Genomic DNA, 25,385 nt, shown 5'->3' on the forward strand with positions numbered 1-25,385 from the left:
AAATATTAAGAAATTATTATGTATAAAGCCAGCAAAAGCTGGCTTTTTTTATTCTTCAAATTCAAGATACGATCAAAAATCCTATTCCATTTACATTTTGCAATATATTATTTTCACTTTATTACAAAAATCGTCAATTTGTATCAATTAAATGATAGATAAAGTCCACGGCTAATGAAAAACTGTGCCCCGACTCGGACATCACGGTATTTTCATAAATAATTTCAACGAGTTTCTTAAAGGAATTATTTCTGTCAGTAACAGATGTCCGAATAACACCAATGACGGTAATTAACGATAGTAATTAAATGAAGGTAACAATAATGAAGGGTAGTATCTTTTCCGTGGTCATCCCAGCACTGTTGACTGCTGGTGTAGCAAATGCCGCTGAAATTTATAATAAAAATGGTAATAAACTGGATATCTATGGCAAAGTTGATGCGCGTCATCAATTCTCTAAAATTACCCAAAGCTCAGATAAATCCCCTATCTATAGTGAAGATGGTGATGCAAGCTACATTCGTTTGGGCTTCAGAGGTGAAACTCAAATCAATGACCAACTAACGGGTTATGGCCGTTGGGAATACAATATTCAGGCTAACAAAGCTGAGGAAAACAATTCCGAAGGCAATCAAACCCGTCTGGGCTTCGCTGGTCTGAAATTGGCTAAATACGGTTCCCTAGACTACGGTCGTAATTATGGTGTTCTCTATGACGTCAATGCCTGGACTGACGTACTGCCAGTATTCGGCGCTGATTCCATGTCGCAGGCTGACACCTACATGACTAATCGTGCTACTGGTGTCTTGACTTATCGCAATACAGATTTCTTTGGTCTGGTTGATGGTCTGAACTTCGCCCTGCAATACCAAGGTAAGAACGACGAAGACAGCAACAACGGCCGCAATTCGAACCGTAAGCGCAGTAAGCCCAATGGTGGTAGCAACGGCGACGGCTTCGGCCTCTCTGTTACTTATGATATCGGCAATGGTATCAGCGTAGGAGGAGCCTACTCCAATGCTGACCGACCTATTACACATGAAAGGCTCGTTACCTCTGTCGCTCGCGGTGAAAGGGCTGAGGCATGGAACGTTGGCGCCAAATATGATGCAAAAAACCTATATCTGGCCGCCATGTATGGCGAAACTCACAATATGACTTCTTTCGGCTACCAAGATTTCGTCTCCGCAAAAACCCGCAATATTGAATTAACGGCCCAATATCAGTTTGATTCTGGCCTGCGTCCATCTCTGGCATATGTTCAATCCAGAGGAACAACTTTTTTCACTCATCAGGACTGGGTAAAATATATCTCTATTGGTTCTTATTATAACTTTAACAAAAATTTATCCACTTATGTGGATTATAAAATCAACTTAGTACATGACAACTTCTACACCAAACATCTCGATGTCAACACAAATAACGCGGTAGGTGTAGGTTTGGTATATCAATTCTAGCCGTCTGATATAAATTAGACAGGTTAATAGGAGAGCCAATTAACATGTTATGGTGCTCACTTAAAGTGAGCACTACTTTTTTCAAGAATAATCATTATTAGGTATCTGTTAAAAAATGGTATATAACACATCGACAAGCATATCAGTAAGTTACATATAAGAGATATGACTGATGAAATAAACATCATATTTTACTCTTTTTATTAAGATAAACAGGTAATTTTCTTCCGCCACTGACTGCTCTCCATTTTTCTCTTTTTTAATAAACTGGACCGACCAGAGTTCAAAAAACAACCTCTCATTTACATTTTGAAACACTTTGTTTCACATTTTTACCAAATTTTCTTTTTTATCGCATTTTGTGAGTGGATAAAAATAACAACCAATGAAACACTTGACAGTGAAACAGACGACACTAAACTCTCACAAATAGTTCCGTAAATTTTTAAAGAATTATTTTTGGCAGTGGCAGGTGTCCGAATAACACCAATGAGGGTAATAATAAATGATGAAACGCAATGTTCTTGCAGTAGTAATCCCAGCTCTGTTAGCTGCTGGCGCAGCAAATGCAGCTGAAATTTATAACAAAGACGGCAACAAACTGGATCTGTATGGTAAAGTTGAAGTCCAGCACAAATTCGCTAACAACAAAAGCGGCGAAGATGGCGATAACTCCTTTGCTCGTCTGGGTATCAAAGGCGAAACTCAAGTTAATGACCAACTGACCGGTTTTGGCCGTTGGGAATACAACATCAAAGGCAACCGTGCAGAAGGTGTTAGCGAAGAAACTAAAACTCGTCTGGCTTTCGCTGGTTTGAAACTATCCGACTACGGTTCAATGAACTATGGCCGTAACTACGGTGTGGTTTATGAAGTCAACGCTTGGACCGACGTGTTACCAGTATTCGGTGGCGACTCAATGGCGCAGACTGATAACTTCATGACTGGCCGTTCTACTGGTCTGTTGACTTACCGTAATACCGATTTCTTCGGTCTGGTTGATGGTCTGAATTTTGCTCTGCAATATCAGGGTGAAAATAGCGAAAACACTGCTAATGGCCGTGTCGACCGTAAAGACAACGGCGATGGTTACGGTTTCGCTGCAACCTATGACGTAGGTTACGGTATCAGCGTCGGTGGTGCATACTCTAATTCTGCTCGTACTGCTGCGCAAAAAACTGCCTTTGATGACTCTAAAGGTAAACCTACCGGCTCTACTGCCTTAGGTGATCGCGCTGAAGCATGGAACATCGGTGTTAAATACGATGCTAACAACATCTACTTGGCTGCCATGTACGGTGAAACCCGTAACATGACCCGTTTCGGTGGAAAAGTTGATGGTGTAAACTGGGAAAGCGTCGCTAACAAAACCCAGAACATCGAATTGACCGCCCAATATCAGTTCGACTTCGGTTTACGTCCATCTCTGGCATACGTTCAGTCCAGAGGTAAAAACCTGTTCGGTGACCTCGGTAATGACGAGAAAGAATCTGACAGCTACGATCTAGTTAAATATATCTCAGTCGGTAGTTACTACTACCTCAACAAAAACTTGACTACCTATGTTGATTACAAAATCAACCTGCTGGATAGCAATGACCTCACCAAAGCAACAGGTATCAGCACTGACAACGTTGTTGGCGTAGGTATGATTTACCAATTCTAATTACCGTTGGTAAATAGATTTAGCTGAACAAGTTAAACATCATTAAGAGAAAGCAGCGCTTATGTGCTGCTTTTTTAGTCTTATGTTTTCCTTCTTTTTCTCACTCCGCAAACTGCTTCACAAGATTATCTTCTTTTTGCGACAAATAGTTGGCAAACCGTTTTAGCAGCGTTAACCTGACTACCCTTTTGGGCTTAACCCTGAGCTTTGGAATTACAAACATGTTTGAGAAAATTACCGCAGCGCCTGCCGACCCTATTCTTGGCTTAGCCGATAGTTTCCGTTCTGATCCTCGTACAAATAAAATCAACCTTGGTATCGGTGTCTATAAAGATGAAACAGGAGAAACCCCTGTTCTGACCAGTGTTAAAAAAGCTGAACAATATTTACTGGAAAACGAAACAACAAAGAATTATCTGCCGATTAGCGGTTTAGCCGAATTTGGCCGCGTAACTCAAGAATTACTGTTTGGCAAAGATCACCCAGTCGTCACAGATAAACGCGCCCGCACAGCACAAAGCCCTGGCGGTACAGGTGCTTTACGTATTGCTGCGGATTTCATTGCCAAACAGACTAATGCTAAACGGGTTTGGATCAGCAACCCAACCTGGCCAAACCATAAAAACGTTTTTTCCGCCGCTGGCCTGGAAGTCTGTGAATATAAATACTATGACGCTGAAAAACACGCGCTGAATTTCGAAGGCATGCTAGCAAGCCTGTCTGAAACTCAGGCTGGTGATGTTGTTCTGTTCCACGGTTGCTGCCACAATCCGACTGGCATCGATCCCACCCCGGCACAATGGGCTAAGCTGGCAGAAATGTCTGCGGAAAAAGGTTGGTTGCCTATTTTTGATTTCGCTTATCAAGGATTTGCCAAGGGCCTGAATGAAGATGCAGAAGGCTTGCGTATTTTTGCGAAAAATCACAATGAACTGATTGTTGCCAGCTCTTACTCCAAAAACTTTGGCCTGTACAATGAACGTGTCGGCGCCTGTACCATTGTTGCTAGTGACAGCGATACAGCCGAAAGAGCGTTCAGTCAGGCTAAAGCGATTATTCGAGCGAACTATTCCAACCCACCTGCTCATGGTGCATCTGTTGTCACTACCATTTTGTCAAATGAAGATCTGAAAGCAGCTTGGGAACAGGAGCTGACCACCATGCGCGAACGTATCCAGCGTATGCGTCAACTGTTTGTCAATACCTTGCAGGAAAAAGGGGCAAAACAGGATTTCAGCTTTATTAGTAGCCAAAATGGTATGTTTTCATTCAGTGGTCTGACAAAAGAACAAGTAGAACGTCTGCGTGAGGAATTTGGCATATACGCTGTCAGTTCCGGTCGTATTAACGTCGCTGGTTTGACGTTGGAAAACATGGTTCCACTATGTGAAGCCATTGTTGCAGTACTCTAAATTAACATTTGCCTTACTATATTTACCTTACTCTGAAAAAGTCGCTGAATTTCAGCGGCTTTTATCATTCAGAAGATTCGACACTCGACACAATTGCGATATTAATCTCATTGAGTACATCAAAATGAAAATAGAACGGGTTGATCATCACCAACCTGGTACTTCATCCTGTAAAAATGGATTAGTCTGACGCTCATAACCTAGCGTCGACATTGGCCCGTGCCCTGGAATAAATTCATAATCATCACCAAGTGGCAGAAGTTTATCTTTAATTGAGTTAATTAACTGCTGGTGATTACCGCGTGGGAAGTCACTACGCCCAACCCCCCCTTTAAACAGAACATCTCCCATATAAATCAGCTTATCTTCATGATTTACAAACACAACATGCCCTGGCGTATGCCCCGGACAGTGCAACACAGATAAATCAACGCCCCCTACTCGTAGTTCATCACCTTCATTTAACCAGCGATCAGGTTCAAATGATGGGCATTCTTCAATGCCAAACATCCGACTCTGAGCTTGCAAACCTTCAATCCAGAAAGCATCTTCCTGCTGCGGTCCGTAGACCGGCACATTAAAATGTTTAGCGACTGCCGCTGTTGCACCAACATGGTCAAAGTGACCATGAGTCAACAAAATCTGGGTCAATTTCAAACCACGGCGTTCTATCTCGGCGATCAGCTTCTCTGCTTCTCCCCCCGGATCAACAATTGCCGCCTCCTTACTCTCTTCATTCCAAATAAGGGTACAATTCTGCATAAAAGCAGTAACAGGAATAATTTGGTATTTCATTATTTCATTTACTCCATAGTCAAAACAAAATAGTTACTCACCAGATTACCATGTCCTGACGGGACCTGTATCAATATGAACGAAATTACTGTGTGGATAGTATCCTACCCCTCCCGCTTTCATTTTCAGAGCAGCCTTACAGATACGACTAAGCTCAATACCTTCAATATGAAAATCCATCGCCCGCCCGCGAGTATGGTAACTCTGTCTAGCCACGCCTTTACTTTGCTTGCGCAACTGATTGTTGGTTACTAGTGAACGGTAACCAGAAATAAGTTGTACAGGTTTATTAATCCCCATCATCATTTGCAGCAAATAAATCTGATCAAATAATTTAGGATCGATAGTCTTAACTCTATTTTGACGATAATCTCGAAACAGATGATCCAAGCGGGCCAGCTCTTCTTTGTTGTAACGATAGCCGTCAAAAAATTCGGCTTTAATCGTTTCACCCGTATGTAAGTTGTCAAAACGTAAAATCCGTGGGCGTGGAGTTGCCAGAGTCGCAAAAGCATGCCCCGGCAAAAAACTCAAACCTAAAGCAGCAGCCCCCACACAAAGCCACTTACGGCGATTATGATCAATTATATCCATGAAGAAACATCTACTCAGATTATGGAAAAAATAAACCACCAGGCAACTGGTCACTGGTCACTGGTCACTGGTCACTGGTCACTGGTCACTGGTCTATGAGACAACTAATAACAAAAATTAGTTGCATTTAGTTTTATAAAGGTAACAACTTTGACAAAAACTGGGAACCTTGTCTCACACTATTATCGTAATCATAAATATCGGTACGGTACTGAGGAATCCCCTGTTCATCTATCCAGGCAGTTAAATAATACAAATAAACAGGAATACGCTGTGGAATGTTAACATAAACGGTATTGCCCTGTTTCACGGTATTAGCCACCTTGTTTTGAGTCCACCCCACATCTCCCAATAACATATTCGCTAATTCTGAAGCCTTGTTAATCCGTACACAACCAGAGCTGATCGCCCGAATGTCTTTGTTAAACAGGTTATGGTTCGGCGTATCATGCAAATAGATAGCATCCGAATTTGGCATATTAAATTTATAGCGGCCTAATGAGTTAGTCGGCCCCGGAGCTTGCCATATTCGATAAGGAAAGTTAGCAGGCGTAATCACACTCCAATCAATCGTGTAAGGGTCGATGACACTGGCATCAGCACGCCAATTTGAAAAGATAACGTATCCTCCACGTTGAAAATATCCGGGATCATCAAGCCCTCGTGGCGCGATATCTTTTCTTGCCAGGCTAGTCGGCACACTCCAGGGAGGATTAATCACCACATTATTCAGCACACTACTCATAATGGGTGTTTTACGGCTTGGACGACCAACGATCACTTTCGAGTCCAACACTTCCTGATCATTAAGATAATAATGCAATGAATAATCTGGAATATTGACCATAATTCCTGTAGACACATGGCTTGGGATAATACGCAAGCGTTGAATATTAAGCGCTATCAAACCCGCTCTGGTTTGAGGTGAAGTATTTAGCCAATCTCTTGTGCGTTTACCAATTACGCCATCCGGCGCCAACCCTTGCCAATGCTGAAAATCTTTTACCGCAGTCACCAGTTCAGGATCGTAGACATGATCTGCTTGAGCTGTCAGTTCACTCAACATCCCAAGGCGAATAAGTATTTCTCTCAACACAGCGACATCAGAACTACTCTGTCCCGGTTTTAACGCACTTTTATCAGAAAGCTGTGGCCACGGTTTACTATCAGCCAGTTGTTTCATCATCTCCTTGCGCATATTTTCATATTGAGGATGTTGTGGCGCCAATGCGGCAACATAAGCGGCCACATTGTGATCAATAATAGCTTGCTGCCACTGATCCACAACTTCTGATGAAGGTAATACAATTTTGTATGCTGTAATGCTTTTGTACGGTGTAGTGCTGTTATATAACATAGTGCGATAGAGCCAGCTTTGGCCCTGCTGACCGACATCTGAAACAAATTGTAAATAACCTAGCATAGCATCCGATAAGATGAGATCACGTCCCATCTGACTCAATTGAGCATCATTGAGTTCAGTCAGCCATTGACCAAATTGCGGCTGAAAGCCAGCCAATGCGAGTTCTGAAAGTTGTTGTTCAAAGCGTTGAACCGCGATTTTATCTTGCCACAAAGGTTGCATCTGATTGGAAGAGTACAAACTAACCAATTGGCCAAAGAAAACAGGCTTAACTTGCGCTGGTAACCAGCTTCGCACTATTTTACGACGCTCTGTTTCTGAAATTGCAGCAGTTTGAATTTGTACCTGTTCGGGTATGGTTGTCTCAGATATCTTTTCAACCTGCATTTTTGGCAGATTTTGCATATCACCTTCAATAATCCTACTCTGATGATTAGCTAAAGCATATCCAGCTACTATCGATGTGCTACAAATAACCGAAATACACAGTGGCTTTATCGCTCTTTTTACCATATCAACATACCCACCTTCAGAACATTCTCATGAGTTAATTTTAATTATGACAAATTCAGACTCTAATCAAAGAAAAACAACAAGTTATTTACATTGTAAACTATTTATCTGCAAAGGAAATATAATAAGCCATCGCCAGCCAACCCAGCATACAAGAGCAAAAAAGACGCCAAAGCGTCCCGTCTATAATTCAAGGTATGCAAATCGCTTTCTTAATTCAGCAGAGAGACCTACCTGATAACAGGCAGGCCCTCAATTCAACGCCATTCCTACAATAATTTCTGGTTTACTACATCTGTTTACTACATCTGTTTACTACAACAACGCGACTATCATGATGAAGAAGCGCTATCACATGAAGCTATACCATATGCAGCGAGAAATGACTGAACAGCGATGGCAATTCGCTGAGATTTCTCCTCTGGAGTCGGTAAACCAATACCCAAAGTAGCCTTAAGCCTTGGCGTTCCAATGATGCCATCGATAAACACCTCTGCGGAGATTTTCGGGTCTACTATGTTCAATTTTCCCTCCTTCATCTTTCGTACCAGATATTCGACAAGAAAATCTACGATCTTTTTGACTCCCTTTTCATAATAGATCTTACCTAACTGCGGAAAACGTTGAGACTCCAACGTTACCACCCGGTAGTTTGCGATCATTGTCTCAGAGAGAATTGCCGTGAGAACTTCCTCTGCAAAAATGGTTAACGCTTTCCCAATATCTGGTTCGCGGTTCATCGTCTTGTCCAGACCGACTTCAACTTCTTCTATTCTTTGCCTGACGACAGCGACTAACAACTCTTCTTTAGAAGGGAATCGGCTATAATAGGTTCCCTTCGAAGCATTAGCACGTTTCGCCATCTCATTGATACTGGCACCATCAAAACCCCGTTCTGCAAATACTTGAGCAGCAATTTTTAACAGCTCGTTAACTCGTTCTCCTGAAATTCTAGAGTACGAACGGGTTCTTTTGTGATCTGTTTGGGCTTTAGGTGTACTTGTCATGTAAAAAAACCTAAATTTTTATTGGTACCGAACGGTACGGTATACTATTATTAAGACTATAGCAGTAACACGACTGATGGCTGTGATCCTAACCAGCTATAGTCACCATGATTCTTTCAGAATCACATCGTACTACTTATGGAGAAAAAAGAAATGAACGTTGGAATAATCGGCTCAGGGATTGGTGGTGCATGCCTGGCACATGGCCTGCGTAAAAATGGAATAAAAGTGAAAGTTTATGAACGAGGCTCTGCTACGTCATCCATACTTCCCGGTTATGGCATTTACGTCGATACGTTCGGCCAGCAGGCTATGCAGGAATGCCTACCGGAAACTAACTGGTCAACCTTTAAAAAGATTTCAAAACCTGTTGGTGGACAGACAAGATTCTATGATGAACATCTACATCTTCTTCTCGAAGCACAGAGAAATATTCATAGGGAGGATGGACAAATTATTACCGAAGATCGGATGTCAATCAGCAGATCCGAACTTATAGAAGTATTAAATGAGGGGCTGTCAGATACCGTTCAATGGAACAAAACGTTCGAGCGCTATGAACACATGCAAAACGGTAAAGTCAGGCTTTTTTTCACAGATAAAAGTCACGAAGATGTTGATGTTCTTATCGGCGCAGATGGAAGCAATTCAAGAGTACGCAAGCAGTACCTCCCCGCGATAAAAAGGCTTGATATTGGCGTCACACTCACCGTTGGACGTGTGCGCCTTACCCAAGCTCTTGCTGCCTCATTGCCTCCATATTTGCTGGATGGGTCGCCCAACAATATCGTGCCTAAAAGCTCTGGTGGATTGTTTGTCTCTCTATGGCGTGCTCCGATCAATACCCAAGTAAAGGCCACATCGACAGAAATTGGTGATTTTGTCATGTGGGCCTACGCAGCAGCAACGAATAGCTACCCGAATACGATTACCGATTTTCCCGCGGAATCTCTGTGTGATCTGATCTGTACCCGTATTGCTGGATGGGACCCAAATCTGCATACCCTAATTAAGCAGAGTGATATGGAAAACATCTCTGTGATTCCGTTACGCAGTATGGATCACCTCTTACCCTGGCGTTCCAGCGCTGTCACACTCCTTGGCGACGCTATTCACAACATGACGCCAATGGTAGGAATGGGGGCAAACACAGCGCTTCGAGACGCACTTTTGCTCACACAGACGCTGACTCAGGTAGCATCCGGTCATGAAGATTTAATCAAAGCGATTTCAGATTATGAACAACAAATGCGAACATATGCTAATGAGGCCGTTGAAATTTCGTTACGTACCGCGTTAAATGCAGCCGATCGTTCGATGATCAAGCGAATACTGTTTCGAACTGTACTTCGGGTTGCACAAACTTTACCGCCAATAAAGCGAGTGCTATTCCCGATAACAAAATCTGCGCAACACCAGGGAAAAATAAAATTAGGTACTACACACTCTTTGAGTAGTACGCAATAAGAGGCTTTCACTTTACCTCCAGATAACTTGAATAAACGATTAGCAAAGAATTTGCGGTAATATTGCGTCGGCTCAAGAATAGAGTCTGGTTTTGGTAAACCAGTGATAACTTCTTTTTGAAAAATAAAGACTTGATAAGGTAGAATCGATTATTTACTATCGTATCGGCCAGAATATCTTGTCTAAAAAATATAATAAAAATCCATGCCCGGATTATCTGGTAGGTTTTTGCCAAATTTACAATGGCTTAAATCTATATTTTCCGGGCTACAAAAAATTAAAGAAGCTATGTATTTTTAAATCTATTAATTTTTTCATTTATAATATCCAGATAATTCATTAGCAATTAATGAAAATAATAAAAACAAATATAATCATATTAATCAACCATTTAGACAGGTAAAACAGAACAGAAAACTTTATTCTCTTCATATCATTACATTTAATTATCCGAGAGTCTGTACATAATTCACAGTATTTTTACATTTAAAATTCAATTACCATTCTTAACCACAAACATCAATATTCAGCAGCATTTAATTATTTAACTTGTAATATCATTATTTTAAAAACAACAAACATTTAATTAATAGAAGAAAATAATAAATTATAGATAAATTTGTTATTATTATTTTTATATTCTCATCATCATTTTCAGAATTATTTGTAACATCGCACTTTAAATACGTGGTTTAAACTCACAATATCCATTACTTTGTAAGCACAAAACATTCATATTGTAACGATCATTCATAAACCCGGAAACTTCACAAATTTCTGACACCATTCTTCCCGGTTCCATTGCGATTTTTTCTATTACCACCACCAAATTCACACTTTTGGCAATCATCCAACCGATAGTCTCAGGCGTAAAACCCTGCGCCGCTTCATTTTCATAAATGTAATGCGCCAGTTTTTGTAACCCCTCTTCAGATGAATTGGCATGCATGGTTGCTACTCCTCCAGGATGGCCGGAATTCCAACTCTTGAGCAAAGTATAAGCTTCACCGCCGCGAATCTCACCCACTACAATCCGGTCTGGACGCAAACGCATTGTCGTTCGCAGCAAGCGACGCATATCCACATCCTTACTAGTGCGTAACAGCGCCCGGTTAGCATTATTAAGCTGTAATTCCATCGTATCCTCAATCGCCACAATACGGTCACTCGGGCATTGCAGGCTGATTTCGTACAAAATAGTATTAGCCAGCGTCGTTTTCCCACTGCCGGTACCCCCAACGATTAGAATATTCTTGCGCATCATCACAGCTTCACGAATTGCCTCAATTGGGTGTTCAAAACTGCGTTTATAACTCGCTATTCCAGATGCCAACCGCATGGCAGCAGCGCCTATCGGCTTAATAATGCCGCTTTTGCGGTAATCAGACAGCGATAATACCACCGGAGAGTGTTTACGAATGGCAATAGTCGGCGCATTTGCCAGCGGAGGCAAAACACCGGCAATCCGAGCGCTCCCCAATGGAAATTCACCTTCAATCAGACCCACATCAACACCAACATCTGACTTTTGCAACGAAGCTGAAATCAGTAAAATCCGCTCTGCCGCATCCGCCGGAAAATGAGATTGCGCTTCATTCATGCCTTGGTTATGCAATTCAATCCACAGTTTTCCATCAGGATTAATTATGATTTCCACCACGTCTTTGTCATCAAGCGCTCGGAGGACAATCGGCCCGCAAGCTTCTCTCAGCTCATTCAATGCTTTCTCACGACATACGCCGCCTGTTCCTTGAATTTCACTGGTTCCAGTTTCAATATTCTGCCTGATTTTCATCGTTAATCTCGAATTAAACAGATGGCATAGATAACGACTGTTCAATGGCGTTTTCAATGCCCGATACCGCCGTCACCACCAGCATCAACATGCCGCCAATCATAAGAATTGAAGCCAACAGAAAGCCACGCGTCACTATCTGAACCTTAACTATCGTTTCATCCAACCAGTGCCGTGCAAACTTCGCCATTGATTGATCAAAACCCTGCAATCGTGACAACAACCTCAGATAACTGATCGCCTCGTCATCCGGGAAACGGTAACCGGTATCGCGCAATGCCTCACCAAAACCAGCCCCCATTGAAATATGTTCGAGCGTAGCCGCGATACGCACATACAGCCAGCGGGAACCCGCCTGTTCCAGCAGCAATTCCAACGCCGATTGCAACATCATCCCTGAACGAATCAGCAACGACACATTCAATATGAACATACTGCCATGAATGGTTCTGTACAGTGACCACGGCGGAAACCGGTCAAGCACTGTTCGCAGTCGCCCCCCCAGAAAAGATAGCGATAACAACAATAAAATGATCAATATCACCAGCAATATCAGCGAATAAAATCCATAATCGTTGACAAATGTTCCCATTAAATAAAGAGTATAAGCCGCACCATCCCAGGTTTCCGGCTTAGAAACAGCAGCCAGTTTGGGCACCAAACTCCCAGCCACAATATGCAGCAAGACACATATCATCCCGATGAGTATAAGTGGATAAATAGATGTGCCAATAACAGCACTGCGGATCTTGCTACCCGCTTCGATCATGGCGATCGCATCCATAAAAGCGCTACGTATGTCGCCGGAACGCTCACCCGCAGCAATCACCGCGACTTCATTGGGACCAATCCATCGCTGTAAACTCTCCGCCAAGGTACTGCCCTGACTGACAGATTCATAGCAACTACTTAACACCAACGCACAACCATTGTTGGGTTTATGGCCTTCGTTGCTGGCGATATTATACATTTCACGTAATGCATCAATCAGCATGATACGATTTTCCAGCATCATGATCAGATGCCCGTAAAAACGAATCCGCGCTTTATTACCAAACTGGATCTTCGCAAATCGATAGTTCAGTCTTTCAACAAAATCGGTCATGGACATAGCGTTTCACTCTATTTGATGGATCGCAGGAATAATCGGCCCCATCACACGTTCTGCGGCACGGGGATCGATTATTCCGTCATTTATTTTGCGAATAAGTGCGTCGATCTTGCTTAATCCCGCCATCTCCGAGATCCAATATCGAGTCGCTTCGTGATGATGACCCATTCGATAAGCTTGCATTAAGCCGGGGGAGGTGCGTATCACTTCAGCGACTACTGTTCGGCCCAAGGTGCCGCACTGTTTGCAATAGTCACAACCTTCCCCCTGTAGGCAAACCGACTCCGGCTGACAATAAAGATTGAGTCGTTTCAACAGACGCTCGGAGACTTCTTGCTCATGCCCTTGCAGGGGAACTTTACAATGAGGACATAACACCTGAATCAGCGCTTGGCTGACTAGACCAATCACCAGACGCGAATCCATTAATAGCGACTCCATCACAGCCTCATCCTGCAAGCGGGGCAAGATCGCTAAAGCATCGTTTGCATGTATCGTGGTCCAAATAAGATGGCCGGTCATTGCGGCACGAAATGCCATCTTTGCCGTCACTGCGTCGCGTATCTCACCGACCATAATCACATCAGGATCGAGCCGCATTGCATCAGCAATTGCCATCGCCCATTCCTGTTCGACAATCATGCTATCACCTCGATCTCCGGTTATAGGCGATTGATTAGCGCCTTCAATTTCATATTCGGGTGGATCTTCAAGCGTAAGCAGATGGATGCCGGCTTGCTCGGTTATCATCTTCTGCATCACAACTTTCAGGGTGGTGCTCTTTCCGCTACCGGTCGCACCAGACAAGAGAACCACACCAGCCCGATGCTCCATAAGTTCTTCCAGTATCTGACACTGTTCCGGCAAATAGCCGAGATCACTTAAAGTGCACACCGTACCGGGGCTGTCCGCATACAACAATCGCAGCACCATCAACATGCCGCGATCAAGCGGGCGGGTATTAATACGCGCCCCGGAAAGTCCGCACTCAGCCAGAAACTCATCTTTCATTCGCGCGCGCTGCGCCTGCATCGGTTTAAACGTCGGCTCTGCCACATCACACATACTTTGATAGATAGTCGCGCATAATCGCAACCCTTCTTCCGGCCGCAGTTGGCCTATTGAGCGCAAATAACCATCGATACGGCAACGGATTTCACAATAATTACGGCGAGCAACGATATGCAAATCTGACGCCCGTTCCTCAGTCGCTTCGCCGATTAAGCGAATGATATAACGCTGAACATCCGATTCACTCCCTCCCAGTCCATGACTCTCGCTCTTACTGAGACGGTACAATTCCAATATGCTCCCCATGCCACAAGTGACAGTCTGATAGATAAGGCCATGTCTTTTAACCGTCTCTTCATAGGCCAGCACATGGGGATCAAGCCGGTGGGAGGCAGACACGGCAAGTACGCATTGCCCCTTCTGCTGAGGTAACTCAACAAGACATATCAAACTGCGGTTAGCTAACTCTATTTCAAGTACGCCGCTCAAGGCAGATAAAACTTTTGCACCCTGCCTGACCATACACAACAGATCGGAGCATGTTATTTCCATAAATATCGCCACCCATCAGTAACTAACGGCTTAACGGCAGCGGCGGCGCAACCATCAAGTCAAGGCTATCCAGCAATGATGCATCATTAGTAGCCGTAAGACCTACCTCATAGAATCGCCCCTGTTTGGAGAAAGTCACTCCCCCGGTATCAATGCGGACCACTTTATAACCATTCGGCAACTGTTCACCTGCTTTCACATCCATGATGCCGCCTGAACGAAGCCGGAGCGTAGCGGTCAGAGCCCCATTGCGCCCGAAGATTGACTTAACCAGAGGCAGGCCATTATTAACGGCATCTCTTTTATTCACCATTCTGGAAATTTTATCGAATTCAGCCTGAGCATTTGCCCTTGCAGTTTCAGCTTTAAGTAACATCAAATCCGTCTGTAACTTTTCCAGTTGCGCAGCAACGCTATCAGCCGTTGCCGCTGGCAATGCAGGCTTCTGTGCAACATGGCGCTTCGTCTGAGCTGCCGGTAACTCAGTAGATAATGTTTGCGCATATGTCAGGGAAAATACCGACACCACAAATAGACTGATTATAAGCTGGCTAATTTTTTGCATAGAAAACTCCACTCAGCTTCCACTCAGGAAAACCATCAGATAACACAATTCTGGCGCTGGTCACTCTCAATCCTGGGAGCGGCTTACCTGAAAACAGTGCATCTGGCGCTAATTGAGAAGTCAGTGTCCAGTTATAAGTCTGCCAATCAGGATTGGCCCACACGCGTGTTTCGCCTTCCGGTAAAGGGGGCGGAGGCGGTGGTAAAACGGAAGCTCCCTCAGTCAACGTTAGCGGCGGCAAACCTAGCGCCTGAAAATAAGACATCAGCTCAACCAGCGCCTGATCTGACGACTGCAACACATCGTCGTTGTTTTCCTGATCATGACTCTGCGACTGCTCAAACGGTATCAATACCTGTGCCTGCTCCCCACCATTGGAAATCACCGGGCCAGCCCGGAAAATATTGATAGCAGCAACCTGGAAAACATTGATCGGCATCCCATCATGGCGCTGATAACTCACAGAAATCGCATTAGCATCCAACATAATGACTTCAATCTGCCAACCCGCGAGTGATAAGGGAACCTTGGCTAAAGCTTTATTCCATGCAGAAAACTGCGACGCCATTGTCGGTTGCGCAAGCCACGGATGCGGCGGTGGAACTTCCACCACCTCATTGGATAAATCCGGTACCCTTATTTCTGTATTCTGCTTATAGATGTGCCACATCCACCAACCGCCAACTAACAAGAACGCAGTACCTGCGGTCATGGCAAAGACCTTAATTTGGTGCTTCGACATTTCGCCGGTTAAACTCTCAAGCTGACCAACAGACTTTCTCAACGCGGACTGCGGCAACAGTTGCGCCAATGGCACCTCCAACCACGGCGATTCAAACTCCTTCGGCGCATAAATCGCATTCCACACCCCATTGGCGCCCTCTACCAACTGCACCGTATCACGCAATTTCGCTTCGATCTCTTCACGAGTGCCGATCAAATCACGTCCAGCCATTATCGCGCCCTGATGTACCGCTACCAATGCATAATGTCCATCAGGCAAATGAAACGCACCTATCCAATTAGGTTTATCCACCGCTTTAGCAAGAACAGCCGCCAATGAATAACAACCCGGTACTCCTGCCTCCTTTGGTACATACCCGACCTGTATACTTCGTCCAACACGATGCCGGACAGCCAAAGTAAATCCTGCGGCAATCCCATTTCTGCGTATGTGAGAACGTGTTAACACAGTGACAGGCGGTCGCCAGATGATGCCTGCGACCAACGTCTTACCATATAGTTTGATTTGCATAGCGCGCTCCGCGCCTGTTTCAGTCTGGGTCATTTTTCAATCTACCACCATTCAATCTACCACTATAGGAGTAATCATGACTACGATCACATTATGGTTTCTTTTGCCCTGACGGCTCCCACCCAAGAATTGATTATCCGGGCTACCCAAACCACTACGATCACTGGTATCTGACTGCTGTTCAAATCCTGATAGCACCAGTGTTTCACCTGAATGTAGTCTCACCTTCTGACTGAATGCGCGTAAATCTATTGTCGGCAACTGCACCTGACCGGTCGCTTTCTCACCAAACTTCTCCAGCCTCTTTAAATCGCTCAAACTAATGTTGTACTGCAACAATATTTGCTTGTCGGCCATTGCATAAGGCAGCATCAACATATTAAAACCCGTCGTCACTGTCGCTGGCTCAATCCCTACTGAAATGCCAACTTGTGGCGTTGAAGTACTAGAAGTTGATGAAACATAACCGGTCTGGGTTGCAACCTGCATCGGTACCGCTTGCAAATTCAGTGTAGTCACCGAAGGTTGAGTCACTATAGAGACTTTACCTTGGGTCGATAATGCCTTGATCAGTAAATTACTGTCACTAAATGGCCCCTTAAGAATATGAATATTGGTACTGATATCCCCCCCCTCGGTAACACCGCTGCCCGCGCCACCCACTCCGATATGAGCGTCTTTATAGGCCAGTGACCAATCAACGCCATACTGATCAGCCCGATCGAACGTCAGGTTAAGGATCTTGACATTAAGCACCACCTGCGTTGTCAATAATTTGTTCTGCTGATCAATATAATCCTTAATTCTATCAAGTACTTCGGGTGAATCAGTTACCACCAATGATGCCGTCGCCATCGACAAAGTTAACTTACCTTCGCCAGGCGTTAGCATATTTGCCACTGCTTTTTGGATCTCATCCATAACCGAACGGGTCAAAGAAGTCGCGAGAGTTTGGGAACTACCGCTGTTACCGTTACCGCTATCACTTCCATTTAAGCCCCCGCCGAACGTGGCATTGGTCGTCGCTGTCACGCTGGAAGATAATGCATCCGTACCGGGCAATGCATATATTTGAAACACTCGCGTCTCTGTTTTGAAAATATGCACTGCTCCATTGTGTACTTTCCAATGCAATCCTGATGACAAAATGACCGAATCAAGCAAACCTGCCAAGGAGCCATGCCAATGCACGTTTATTTTCATCTCTTCTGGTTGATCGCCCTCAGATATTGACTGCGCGTTCGAATTGACAACAACCTCCTCCTGACCACTCTCTTTCACCTCCGATGCCGAACTGGGAGGAGACACTGTAAACCGTGCATCAGCACTGATCAGCACCGGCACGCCACAGATACGCTTGATCTTTTCCGCAAACTGACTCAACGTCATCGGCTCCGCTTCCTCCAGCGTCAACGTGCAAGAAACAGTTTCACCCTCCTTCTTTGATGGAATCTCCTTAGTTGATACCCAATAACCATGCTCGTGAACATGCACAGCCGTCATGGCGGCAGTATTGCGTAACTCCTTAATAATACTGTTAGCATTTGCCATCTCAGCATCTGCCTGCCGATCAACATTAGAGATTGCTGCACAACTTGCCAGACCAGTCGCTATACAGGGCAACAATATCAATCTGGAAAACGTCAAAAACTGGATATGCATGTTATTACCCCTGAGCCTGTACATGAACAAGCCGCTGTTCCTGATAAATATCGACAACAAAAGGACGATTCGCCATCGTATAGGCTTCGAACAGCTCGCTTACCGCATGGATAAACGTGCCATTAAAACGCAGACCTGCTCGGATAGGGAAATCATAGGAAGCATCCCATACCACTTGGTAGCCAGACCTACTCGCCCATTCTTGTGTAACATCGCGCAGAGTTTGCCCCGGAGTTGCTGTCCACACCGTCGCCACAGGAACGGGTGTACGCATCGGTGCTGCATAAACGGCGACACTTGACATACAGACAAGTACCGTAAAAACATATGTGATTATTTTGTTCATCGATCTTTCCAAAAAGAAAAAAAGTAAGCCAAACAACCTGTTAACCAAGACTAGCGACCCAAAGAAAGCCCGCTTGCGAAACAACAACGAGTATTTCCAACAACTAATATTTCCAACAACTACAGTATTTCCACCAACGCACCGTCAGATACAAACTTCCGAACATCATCCGGTAATCGTCTGGCAAGCAGACTCTCTACCCGTTTTCCTCTACCGTCGATGAGTCTGAAACCCTGCTTAAAACCAATCTGATCGGGTTCAGCACTCCATTTAAGTAATTCTCCGAAAGCGCCATGCAACAACCCATTGTCCCCGGAGAGGATATTTTTGCGGAAAATATAGACATGAGTCCCTGAAATAAATCCCCCCCAGAGACACTGGCTGGCAACGTTGTCACACCAGGCATCGGTATTCACCCACGTCATATGTAGGGTGGTCAATGCCTGTTGCATCTTGCGACTCTTGATCACGCCAACGGAATGATGATTAAGCAATTGCACACCGGCTGAAGCATAGCTACGAAACAGCGCGGCTACATCAGTCTTGGCACGCACTGACTGCACACGCACTTCATACAACAACTCACCAAAAATCAGTTGCATGATAAATACAACGGCAATCCCAACAATCGCTAATGGCCACATTTATGTTCTCCTATTACTCTAGATTGGTTAACGCCAAATCATCAGATGCACAAGATGCTGCTTATCAGTTATGAATTTTCAAAATATGGGAACTGTTTTTGGAAGAATGGAACACGCTGGCAATGTTATATTTGCGATGTGGTCCAGCAATGAATGACACTATGCAAGTTTTTGCATTCTTTAGATTTACCTTGGAACTCGCTTCTGGATAATCCCCCAGTCCAGATCGTTGGAAAACAAGCGGTAAATCAGATTCTTGGTTGTTGCCATTTTTATCCGCTTCATACACCGCCAACACGCAACGCATACGATGGTTATTAGCAATCGGAGGAGTAGAGACGGTGACTAACACAGGGGCATTTGAATTGTTAAAAAAAGGCTGACGCCGACTGTTTACTTTGCCGTCACCGCTAACATAATAGGCATCTCTCTTACTTGTTATTCCTGACGACATTCCCGACGCAAGCCAATAACCACTGCTGATTACCGCTTGATTTGCCAATAACCGCCTGCCTCCACTAGCATCTCTCCATTCCAAATCTGACTTATCAACATTAATCCCCTGACACACCAACAGTTCTCCCTGTTTACTCATGGAGAGGTTACCTAACGCAGGACACTTGCCACCGACAAGATTTCCAGTTTGAGTGTTGATCACTAAATTATTGCCAACAACGACGTTATTATCTGCATGAATATCACCGGCAGCCAAAGTCCCTTTATTACCGGGATTAGCATTACCATCAAGGATAAACAACGTGCCATGTTCTGGATTGACAACCACTTCACCATCGCTATTTTGTTCAATATAGGAGGGGTTTCCCTGAGAGCGGGCAGAAAAGGCGATCTTATTCACACCATTAACCATACCGGGGCCTTGCATCGACAGAGTATTCACCTGCTCAAGACTATGACCGCCCATGTTGATGCTGGTTTCCATCCTATTCCACTCTGGATGCCCGCCTATTTTTTGTCGATGAAGCAAGTCGCCCGCCAATGTTCCCGGGCCATAGATTGACGCATCCCGCATGAACGGAGCATAAAAAATACGGCCAATTTCCTTGGGTTGATCATTGAAAAAACCAGAAAAAGATCCAGGCGCATTGACTTGACCATAACTATTCCAATAAGTGGCCGGATTACGATGATCCCGATTTTTATAATCCAAATACAGGCCGCCAACCCCAATCAACTGCGCAATCTTCATCGAATGTTTAGCAACATCGGGCTGTTTTCCATTAGCCATTGCTGGAACGGTATAAATCAACGGATCAATGCGTTTTTTGCCATTAGGCAACATGACAACGCGTAATACGCCATCATATTTCTGACCAAGCGGATTGACCGTATTCTGGTCAAGCCCCGGAGGTAAATAGGAGGGCAGCTCTGCCCAATTAATTGGTGCTGGAGTGGGTCCACGACTTAGAGCGACATAATTATCATTAACATAATCCACCACCGCATCACCAAGATGTTGGATCTGCCCGGCGATAACCTGATTCACCAGCATGTCACTCTGTCTGTTGAGATAAACCACACCAACCACCATCATTGATGCCAGTACTATCAGTGCAACAGTCACTTCCAGCAAAGTGAAACCTGCATCATGGCGGCTTATCATCAATATAGATACAGACTCATCATCATGCATAAATAGTCCTTCTTAATAGTAAGTAAGAAAATCTACTCCATCCGATAAACTATTTACCCCAAAAGCGATCCCGCCAAGGGAACGACACTGCGGCCCACTTATGCCTGGCTACCTATTGAAAAGCGCCATAATCAATCCCGCGACTGCCAGACCCGGGCCGAAAGGTATCTGTGGCGCCGTTTTCATGCTGCATAGTCGCCAAATCGCCAGATAACTTATTAATGTGAAACTTGCTGCCAGCAAAATCATGAATGGAAGCGCTTCCACCCCCAACCAGGCGCCAAGCGCCGCCAGAAATTTAGCATCTCCCATTCCCAACGCATCACGCTGGACCCATTGCAGGGCAATCCACGCCACCAGCCTGAAAAACAGATATCCACAAACCGCGCCACTGACGGCCAAAGGTAATGCCACAAATCCGGCAGAATGCAGATTGAACAACAACCCTAGCCACAGCAAAGAAAGCGTCAGTTGATCGGGCAGCAGCATATGTTCGAAATCAATGATCGCCAGTGCGATCAACATCGAACTCAACACTAACAACCCCAACAACCCGTAACTCCACCCCAGATACAAAGCCAGTAAAGAAAAAAGTAACGCTACCGCGCCTTCAACCAGTGGATAGCGTATAGAAATCGTACCGTTACAGTATCGACAAAGCCCTTTCTGGTACAAATAGCTCAGCAGGGGAATGTTATCGCGGGCCGCTAACACGTGGCTGCAATGTGGACAATGGGAACGGGGAAAACAGAGATTAAAGTCGGCAGACTCGCTATTGATTTCGGAGAAAATCATCATCGGCAAGCGGCAGATCACCACATTAAGAAAACTTCCGACACACAACCCTAACAACCCGGATGCCAGAACCAAGCACCCGGTAGAAGATTGCAACCACCCTATCATCATGATGATCTCCCGGCAGATTCAGCACACAACGAACCGCATTGGATAAGAGAACAACAACAAAACCAGCGAAACCGGCTGTTTCCATCACTAAGAAAATGCAGCTTGAAAAGCCTTCACCAAGCCTGCCAAGCCACATATCACATCAAGACAATCCATGTCTTAAAATCCATGTCCTAACTGGCAGAAACAAGCGTCACGGTATTTGCATCATTGGCATTACATGCCGATTCAATTTGCGCCAAAGTCGAATCTGGTTTAATTTCCGTAGCTGACTGCTGCCCTTTCCCGCTTCCACCACCTACGGTCATTTTCGACCAACCTGCAACCCGCAATTTCAGCGAAAGTTGCTGGCAAGCCTCATCAGGCACATTTTGATACTCAATCTTAAAGGTTTGAGCGGTGGCATCGCCCGGAGAAATGATTACCTTGCCATTCCAACTATTAAAAATAATCCCGGTCTTACCATCCTGAGTCATATTGGCGGGAACGACTTTGTAATTAATGGCGATCTTATTATCCAAACTGTCATAGCCTTTGGCGCCATTTTTAATTGACTTCAAATTTGCGGCCATCTGAGTAATATTCGACGATTCAGTTGAGATTTCCGAAGCCCGGAACAACTTACCAATCCCGGCTGCGGCTGCGGCCAATATCACAATGCCGACAATCATCACAACCAATGCTTCAATCAGCGTAAAACCCGATTGACGCCTGGCGCCACGCAGTACATTGACTTTCTTATTCATGCTAATCACTCCAAAATCAAAATAAGAGACGCATTACCACTCACATACTCACCAAATGAAACAAAATATTAACTCAATAATAACACACATAAAAACATTTAAAACACTTTAGTGTTTCATATTGAAATTAATCCTATAGATTACAATTTGAAAAATAAAATTGTTTAAAACGTTCAAAAATCATACAAACGATCGTCAAAAACTATCAAATATTTTAATTTCAATCGTGAGTATCGATTAAAATTGATGATATAGCCTATTAAAAAATCAATGAATTTTATTCAGTCAATTAGCTGCAAACAATAAAATATAAGTATTTTTTATATATAAAATTAATTTGTTGTTAAGACTTCCTGTTGTACCGGGCCTGTCACAGATCACATTTTTGTAAAAATGGGACATACAACAGTGTTCAACACTGAGTGCTCTTTGTTAAAGAAAAAAGCCTTTCATTAACCAAGGTTTTTTAAATGCAGATAGCGAATTTTTGCTCGCTATTTATTGCTAGAAGAATCGGTAAAAAAGGAATAGGGAATTTACTACTCAATTAAAGCACAATAATACCAATCTCATGTTTTAAATAACAGAACGAAATACATATAATGATCATAAGTTGATCAGATAAAAATATAAAATTAAGTCATTAATACAGATAAATAGAAAACAACTCTATTAATTACCTTGTCTGAATTACAAGAACAATATAAATATGTAGATATGTAACATCGTTAATAAATTCATCTTGCATCCCATATCAATTAATGATAACTATAAAATAAAAAAGTGCCTTATTAACCTTGGTTGACCACAAGGCGTTGTATACAATTATTATTAAACTTGATAACAGGCAGGCATTAGAAGTATCTAAAACGGCAGTAAAAATATTATACCTATTAAAACAACGGGTTAAGATCATAAAATTCGATAATAGTTTGGAATTCACAAATCATGAAATCATTGGTAAAAAATTAGCAACCAAAATATACTTTTCCATCCTTACTCGCCTTGGAAAAGAGGGATCTATGAGAATATCAATGGGTTAATTAGGCAATACTTTCCAAAGGGAACCGATTTTAATGAGTCCTCTACTATGGAAATAAATTTTGTGGCAAACCGATTAAATAATATCCCCGAAAAACACAGGAGAAACACCGAATGAATTATTTAAGGGAGTACGAACATATTTACTTATGGATTAACGATATTGCACTTATTATGTGAATCCAAGTGATAATTTAATTTCAACATAAAATCCTTATGCATATTAGACTAATAAGTTAAACTTTTTCAGCAAATTATAAAAAAATGAAAAGATCATTATATGCACTGATAGTTATCTCAAAAAAATATTTTTTTAATAATAATTAAGAAACACGAATTAATGATATTCAACTGCAATCCATAAATGACAAATATAGAGGAAAGATTATCTATAAACAACTGGCGGATTAATATATTATAAAAGTTAATAAACACTTACCTCATTATTAAATTAACCATAAGTTATTATATAATAACTCAATACTATATATGGTGATAAATATGAAAAGAAAACATAACCAATCCGATATAGAAGACACTAATATTAAACCAGAAAATATTTTAACAGATACAAACAATGTCAATATTGACCCCAACAAAATATTTCCCAGAGGAATAATTGTGATGTTCTCTGGTGATAGCGCTCCTTCTGGATGGGCTTTTTGTGATGGTAATAATGGAACACCAGATTTAAGAAGCCGTTTTGTAATGTGCGGGGATAGTTTTTATGATAAAGGATATAGTAGTAAAGCCAGTGGCAGCTTCGATGAAAAAACCTTTTTCAAAAGCACAACACCAATTACAGTTTCAGTCAATGTCATGGTACAAGACACAGTATTAACAGAGTCACAAATACCTAGTCACAAACATATTGGCGGTATGTCTTATTGGAACTCGTATGGAATGAACTATGGTAACGCCAGTGATACCAAAACCAAATATCAAATATCAAATAAATAATCCCTACGATATCTCAGATAGTCCAATATGGAAGAATCCTTCACAAGGACTTAATTATTATGCCTACACATCATATACAGGAGGAGGACAGGGGCATAATCACCAAGCAACAGCATCATCTCCTGAACATTATCATAACATTGATGTAATTCCACCTTATTATTTATTGGCCTTTATTATGAAGCTTTAACTCTATTCCACAAATATAGATTTAAATCATCTATTAATTAACAACCAGAGAGGAGCTTGCCTCCTCTAAATCTTCATAACCATACCTCTTTAACGGAAATATAAGTAATCGATATTTTGATGAGGAGGGATTATTATTATGCGAATGCAAGTTAAAAACTGATTGAAATGAATGGCTTTCATAAATTAATTGTTGTAAATATAATGTTTTTTATCGTTTTTCCTTTTCTGATATTTTATTCTTTAGGCTCTTCTATTAATTCATTCGGTAAAGATTTGCCTGAGGAAATCTGAGACAATGTTTTTTGTAACTTGGTAGAAACACTATACCTTGGCAATGAGTGGTAATGACTACCTGATAAGACAGAGAAACAGATTGTGGCAAAGAAAGAAAAACAACGGCCTCACCATGACGCGTTATTCAAGCATTTTTTAACGCAGCCCGAAACGGCCAGGGAATTTTTATCCCTTTATCTGCCCGAAGAGATCCAGTTGTTGTGTGATTTAGCCACATTGAAACTGGAACCCGGCAGTTTTGTGGATCGGCATTTACGTCAACTGCACAGTGATGTGCTCTACTCGGTTGAAACAGCTAGGGGACAGGGCTATATCTATTGTCTGATTGAACATCAGTCCACTCCTGACCCGCTGATGGCCTGGCGGCTGATGTATTA

General features: G+C 43.1%; 21 protein-coding genes and 1 pseudogene. 7 read left to right on the forward strand and 15 right to left on the reverse strand.

The features are described 5' to 3' along the window. Positions 1-323: 323 nt before the first annotated feature. The 3 genes from BA1DRAFT_RS11035 (at position 324) to BA1DRAFT_RS11045 (ending at position 4,538) form a co-directional block, all read left to right on the forward strand. Positions 324-1,460: a porin gene (locus BA1DRAFT_RS11035; RefSeq protein ID WP_036778889.1), complete on the forward strand. Its 1,137-nt coding sequence runs from the start codon at positions 324-326 to the stop codon at positions 1,458-1,460. A 505-nt stretch (positions 1,461-1,965) separates the two neighbouring features. After that, a complete protein-coding gene (gene ompC / locus BA1DRAFT_RS11040) occupies positions 1,966-3,126 on the forward strand; it encodes a porin OmpC (RefSeq protein WP_036778892.1) in 1,161 nt (386 codons plus the stop codon). Positions 3,127-3,347: 221 nt separating this feature from the next. Continuing rightward, positions 3,348-4,538, forward strand: a complete 1,191-nt coding sequence (locus BA1DRAFT_RS11045; RefSeq protein WP_036778895.1) for an amino acid aminotransferase — start codon at positions 3,348-3,350, stop codon at positions 4,536-4,538. Between the two features lie 147 nt (positions 4,539-4,685). Here BA1DRAFT_RS11045 and BA1DRAFT_RS11050 read toward each other — a convergent pair whose 3' ends face one another. From BA1DRAFT_RS11050 to BA1DRAFT_RS11065, 4 genes are all read right to left on the reverse strand, one after another. Further along, positions 4,686-5,333 carry an MBL fold metallo-hydrolase gene (locus tag BA1DRAFT_RS11050; protein ID WP_036778897.1) on the reverse strand — a complete coding sequence of 216 codons (648 nt, stop codon included), beginning with the start codon at positions 5,331-5,333 and terminating at the stop codon, positions 4,686-4,688. 45 nt (positions 5,334-5,378) lie between these two features. Then, entirely contained in the window at positions 5,379-5,927 is a 549-nt protein-coding gene (mepK, locus tag BA1DRAFT_RS11055) for a peptidoglycan L,D-endopeptidase MepK (protein ID WP_036778900.1), read from the reverse strand. 133 nt (positions 5,928-6,060) lie between these two features. Continuing rightward, a complete protein-coding gene (gene ldtD, locus BA1DRAFT_RS11060) occupies positions 6,061-7,803 on the reverse strand; it encodes a L,D-transpeptidase (RefSeq protein WP_036778903.1) in 1,743 nt (580 codons plus the stop codon). A 332-nt stretch (positions 7,804-8,135) separates the two neighbouring features. Beyond that, the gene (locus BA1DRAFT_RS11065) at positions 8,136-8,810 is read right to left on the reverse strand and encodes a TetR/AcrR family transcriptional regulator (protein ID WP_036778905.1); all 675 of its coding nucleotides are present in this window, start codon (positions 8,808-8,810) and stop codon (positions 8,136-8,138) included. A gap of 153 nt (positions 8,811-8,963) precedes the next feature. Here BA1DRAFT_RS11065 and BA1DRAFT_RS11070 point away from each other — a divergent pair, with 153 nt between their 5' ends. Continuing rightward, positions 8,964-10,277 carry an FAD-dependent oxidoreductase gene (locus BA1DRAFT_RS11070; RefSeq protein ID WP_036778908.1) on the forward strand — a complete coding sequence of 438 codons (1,314 nt, stop codon included), beginning with the start codon at positions 8,964-8,966 and terminating at the stop codon, positions 10,275-10,277. Positions 10,278-10,956: 679 nt separating this feature from the next. Here the strand turns inward: BA1DRAFT_RS11070 and BA1DRAFT_RS11075 are convergent. From BA1DRAFT_RS11075 to BA1DRAFT_RS11125, 11 genes are all read right to left on the reverse strand, one after another. Then, entirely contained in the window at positions 10,957-12,072 is a 1,116-nt protein-coding gene (locus BA1DRAFT_RS11075; protein WP_051560741.1) for an ATPase, T2SS/T4P/T4SS family, read from the reverse strand. A 13-nt stretch (positions 12,073-12,085) separates the two neighbouring features. Next, complete coding sequence (locus BA1DRAFT_RS11080) at positions 12,086-13,183, reverse strand: type II secretion system F family protein (RefSeq protein WP_036778911.1); 1,098 nt, start codon at positions 13,181-13,183, stop codon at positions 12,086-12,088. 6 nt (positions 13,184-13,189) lie between these two features. Further along, the gene (locus BA1DRAFT_RS11085; RefSeq protein WP_036778913.1) at positions 13,190-14,746 is read right to left on the reverse strand and encodes a GspE/PulE family protein; all 1,557 of its coding nucleotides are present in this window, start codon (positions 14,744-14,746) and stop codon (positions 13,190-13,192) included. A 22-nt stretch (positions 14,747-14,768) separates the two neighbouring features. Further along, a complete protein-coding gene (gene pilP / locus BA1DRAFT_RS11090) occupies positions 14,769-15,311 on the reverse strand; it encodes a type IV pilus biogenesis protein PilP (protein ID WP_051560742.1) in 543 nt (180 codons plus the stop codon). After that, positions 15,298-16,566, reverse strand: coding sequence for a type 4b pilus protein PilO2 (gene pilO2, locus BA1DRAFT_RS11095; RefSeq protein ID WP_235201038.1), 1,269 nt, complete (start codon positions 16,564-16,566; stop codon positions 15,298-15,300). Before pilO2 ends, pilP begins: the two co-directional genes overlap by 14 nt. Before the next feature lie 51 nt (positions 16,567-16,617). Beyond that, positions 16,618-18,228 (reverse strand): PilN family type IVB pilus formation outer membrane protein, encoded by a 1,611-nt coding sequence (gene pilN, locus BA1DRAFT_RS11100; protein ID WP_036778918.1) that lies wholly within the window; start codon positions 18,226-18,228, stop codon positions 16,618-16,620. Positions 18,229-18,232: 4 nt separating this feature from the next. Next, positions 18,233-18,574, reverse strand: coding sequence for a toxin co-regulated pilus biosynthesis Q family protein (locus BA1DRAFT_RS11105; RefSeq protein WP_036778921.1), 342 nt, complete (start codon positions 18,572-18,574; stop codon positions 18,233-18,235). A gap of 119 nt (positions 18,575-18,693) precedes the next feature. After that, positions 18,694-19,218 carry a hypothetical protein gene (locus BA1DRAFT_RS11110; protein WP_036778922.1) on the reverse strand — a complete coding sequence of 175 codons (525 nt, stop codon included), beginning with the start codon at positions 19,216-19,218 and terminating at the stop codon, positions 18,694-18,696. 64 nt (positions 19,219-19,282) lie between these two features. Then, complete coding sequence (pilV, locus tag BA1DRAFT_RS11115; protein WP_036778924.1) at positions 19,283-20,869, reverse strand: shufflon system plasmid conjugative transfer pilus tip adhesin PilV; 1,587 nt, start codon at positions 20,867-20,869, stop codon at positions 19,283-19,285. Between the two features lie 108 nt (positions 20,870-20,977). Continuing rightward, positions 20,978-21,775, reverse strand: coding sequence for a prepilin peptidase (locus BA1DRAFT_RS11120; RefSeq protein ID WP_036778926.1), 798 nt, complete (start codon positions 21,773-21,775; stop codon positions 20,978-20,980). A gap of 173 nt (positions 21,776-21,948) precedes the next feature. Continuing rightward, positions 21,949-22,521: a type 4 pilus major pilin gene (locus tag BA1DRAFT_RS11125; RefSeq protein WP_036778928.1), complete on the reverse strand. Its 573-nt coding sequence runs from the start codon at positions 22,519-22,521 to the stop codon at positions 21,949-21,951. Between the two features lie 779 nt (positions 22,522-23,300). Between BA1DRAFT_RS11125 and BA1DRAFT_RS24650 the strand changes: the two are divergent. The 3 genes and pseudogenes from BA1DRAFT_RS24650 to BA1DRAFT_RS11140 all read left to right on the forward strand — a co-directional run. Next, a pseudogene (locus tag BA1DRAFT_RS24650) lies at positions 23,301-23,720 on the forward strand (IS30 family transposase); the annotation flags it as partial. A gap of 343 nt (positions 23,721-24,063) precedes the next feature. Then, complete coding sequence (locus BA1DRAFT_RS11135; protein WP_036778931.1) at positions 24,064-24,522, forward strand: tail fiber protein; 459 nt, start codon at positions 24,064-24,066, stop codon at positions 24,520-24,522. A 567-nt stretch (positions 24,523-25,089) separates the two neighbouring features. After that, positions 25,090-25,385, forward strand: a 296-nt coding sequence (locus BA1DRAFT_RS11140; RefSeq protein ID WP_036778933.1) for an Rpn family recombination-promoting nuclease/putative transposase, incomplete at its 3' end; no start/stop codon positions are given.

This window comes from Photorhabdus aegyptia (assembly GCF_000612035.1).
Taxonomy (GTDB): Bacteria; Pseudomonadota; Gammaproteobacteria; order Enterobacterales; family Enterobacteriaceae; genus Photorhabdus; species Photorhabdus akhurstii.

What these genes read in the sequence shown, in the direction of transcription:
- BA1DRAFT_RS11035 (WP_036778889.1), top strand. Translation starts at nt 324, where the DNA reads ATGAAGGGTAGTATCTTTTCCGTGGTCATCCCAGCACTGTTGACTGCT.
- ldtD (WP_036778903.1), bottom strand. Translation starts at nt 7,803, where the DNA reads ATGGTAAAAAGAGCGATAAAGCCACTGTGTATTTCGGTTATTTGTAGC.
- BA1DRAFT_RS11110 (WP_036778922.1), bottom strand. Translation starts at nt 19,218, where the DNA reads ATGTGGCCATTAGCGATTGTTGGGATTGCCGTTGTATTTATCATGCAA.
- BA1DRAFT_RS11075 (WP_051560741.1), bottom strand. Translation starts at nt 12,072, where the DNA reads ATGAAAATCAGGCAGAATATTGAAACTGGAACCAGTGAAATTCAAGGA.
- BA1DRAFT_RS11080 (WP_036778911.1), bottom strand. Translation starts at nt 13,183, where the DNA reads ATGTCCATGACCGATTTTGTTGAAAGACTGAACTATCGATTTGCGAAG.
- BA1DRAFT_RS11065 (WP_036778905.1), bottom strand. Translation starts at nt 8,810, where the DNA reads ATGACAAGTACACCTAAAGCCCAAACAGATCACAAAAGAACCCGTTCG.
- pilN (WP_036778918.1), bottom strand. Translation starts at nt 18,228, where the DNA reads ATGCATATCCAGTTTTTGACGTTTTCCAGATTGATATTGTTGCCCTGT.
- BA1DRAFT_RS11105 (WP_036778921.1), bottom strand. Translation starts at nt 18,574, where the DNA reads ATGAACAAAATAATCACATATGTTTTTACGGTACTTGTCTGTATGTCA.
- BA1DRAFT_RS11045 (WP_036778895.1), top strand. Translation starts at nt 3,348, where the DNA reads ATGTTTGAGAAAATTACCGCAGCGCCTGCCGACCCTATTCTTGGCTTA.
- BA1DRAFT_RS11085 (WP_036778913.1), bottom strand. Translation starts at nt 14,746, where the DNA reads ATGGAAATAACATGCTCCGATCTGTTGTGTATGGTCAGGCAGGGTGCA.
- pilP (WP_051560742.1), bottom strand. Translation starts at nt 15,311, where the DNA reads ATGCAAAAAATTAGCCAGCTTATAATCAGTCTATTTGTGGTGTCGGTA.
- BA1DRAFT_RS11050 (WP_036778897.1), bottom strand. Translation starts at nt 5,333, where the DNA reads ATGAAATACCAAATTATTCCTGTTACTGCTTTTATGCAGAATTGTACC.
- pilO2 (WP_235201038.1), bottom strand. Translation starts at nt 16,566, where the DNA reads ATGCAAATCAAACTATATGGTAAGACGTTGGTCGCAGGCATCATCTGG.
- BA1DRAFT_RS11135 (WP_036778931.1), top strand. Translation starts at nt 24,064, where the DNA reads ATGAAAAGAAAACATAACCAATCCGATATAGAAGACACTAATATTAAA.
- pilV (WP_036778924.1), bottom strand. Translation starts at nt 20,869, where the DNA reads ATGCATGATGATGAGTCTGTATCTATATTGATGATAAGCCGCCATGAT.
- BA1DRAFT_RS11120 (WP_036778926.1), bottom strand. Translation starts at nt 21,775, where the DNA reads ATGATGATAGGGTGGTTGCAATCTTCTACCGGGTGCTTGGTTCTGGCA.
- BA1DRAFT_RS11070 (WP_036778908.1), top strand. Translation starts at nt 8,964, where the DNA reads ATGAACGTTGGAATAATCGGCTCAGGGATTGGTGGTGCATGCCTGGCA.
- BA1DRAFT_RS11125 (WP_036778928.1), bottom strand. Translation starts at nt 22,521, where the DNA reads ATGAATAAGAAAGTCAATGTACTGCGTGGCGCCAGGCGTCAATCGGGT.
- mepK (WP_036778900.1), bottom strand. Translation starts at nt 5,927, where the DNA reads ATGGATATAATTGATCATAATCGCCGTAAGTGGCTTTGTGTGGGGGCT.
- ompC (WP_036778892.1), top strand. Translation starts at nt 1,966, where the DNA reads ATGATGAAACGCAATGTTCTTGCAGTAGTAATCCCAGCTCTGTTAGCT.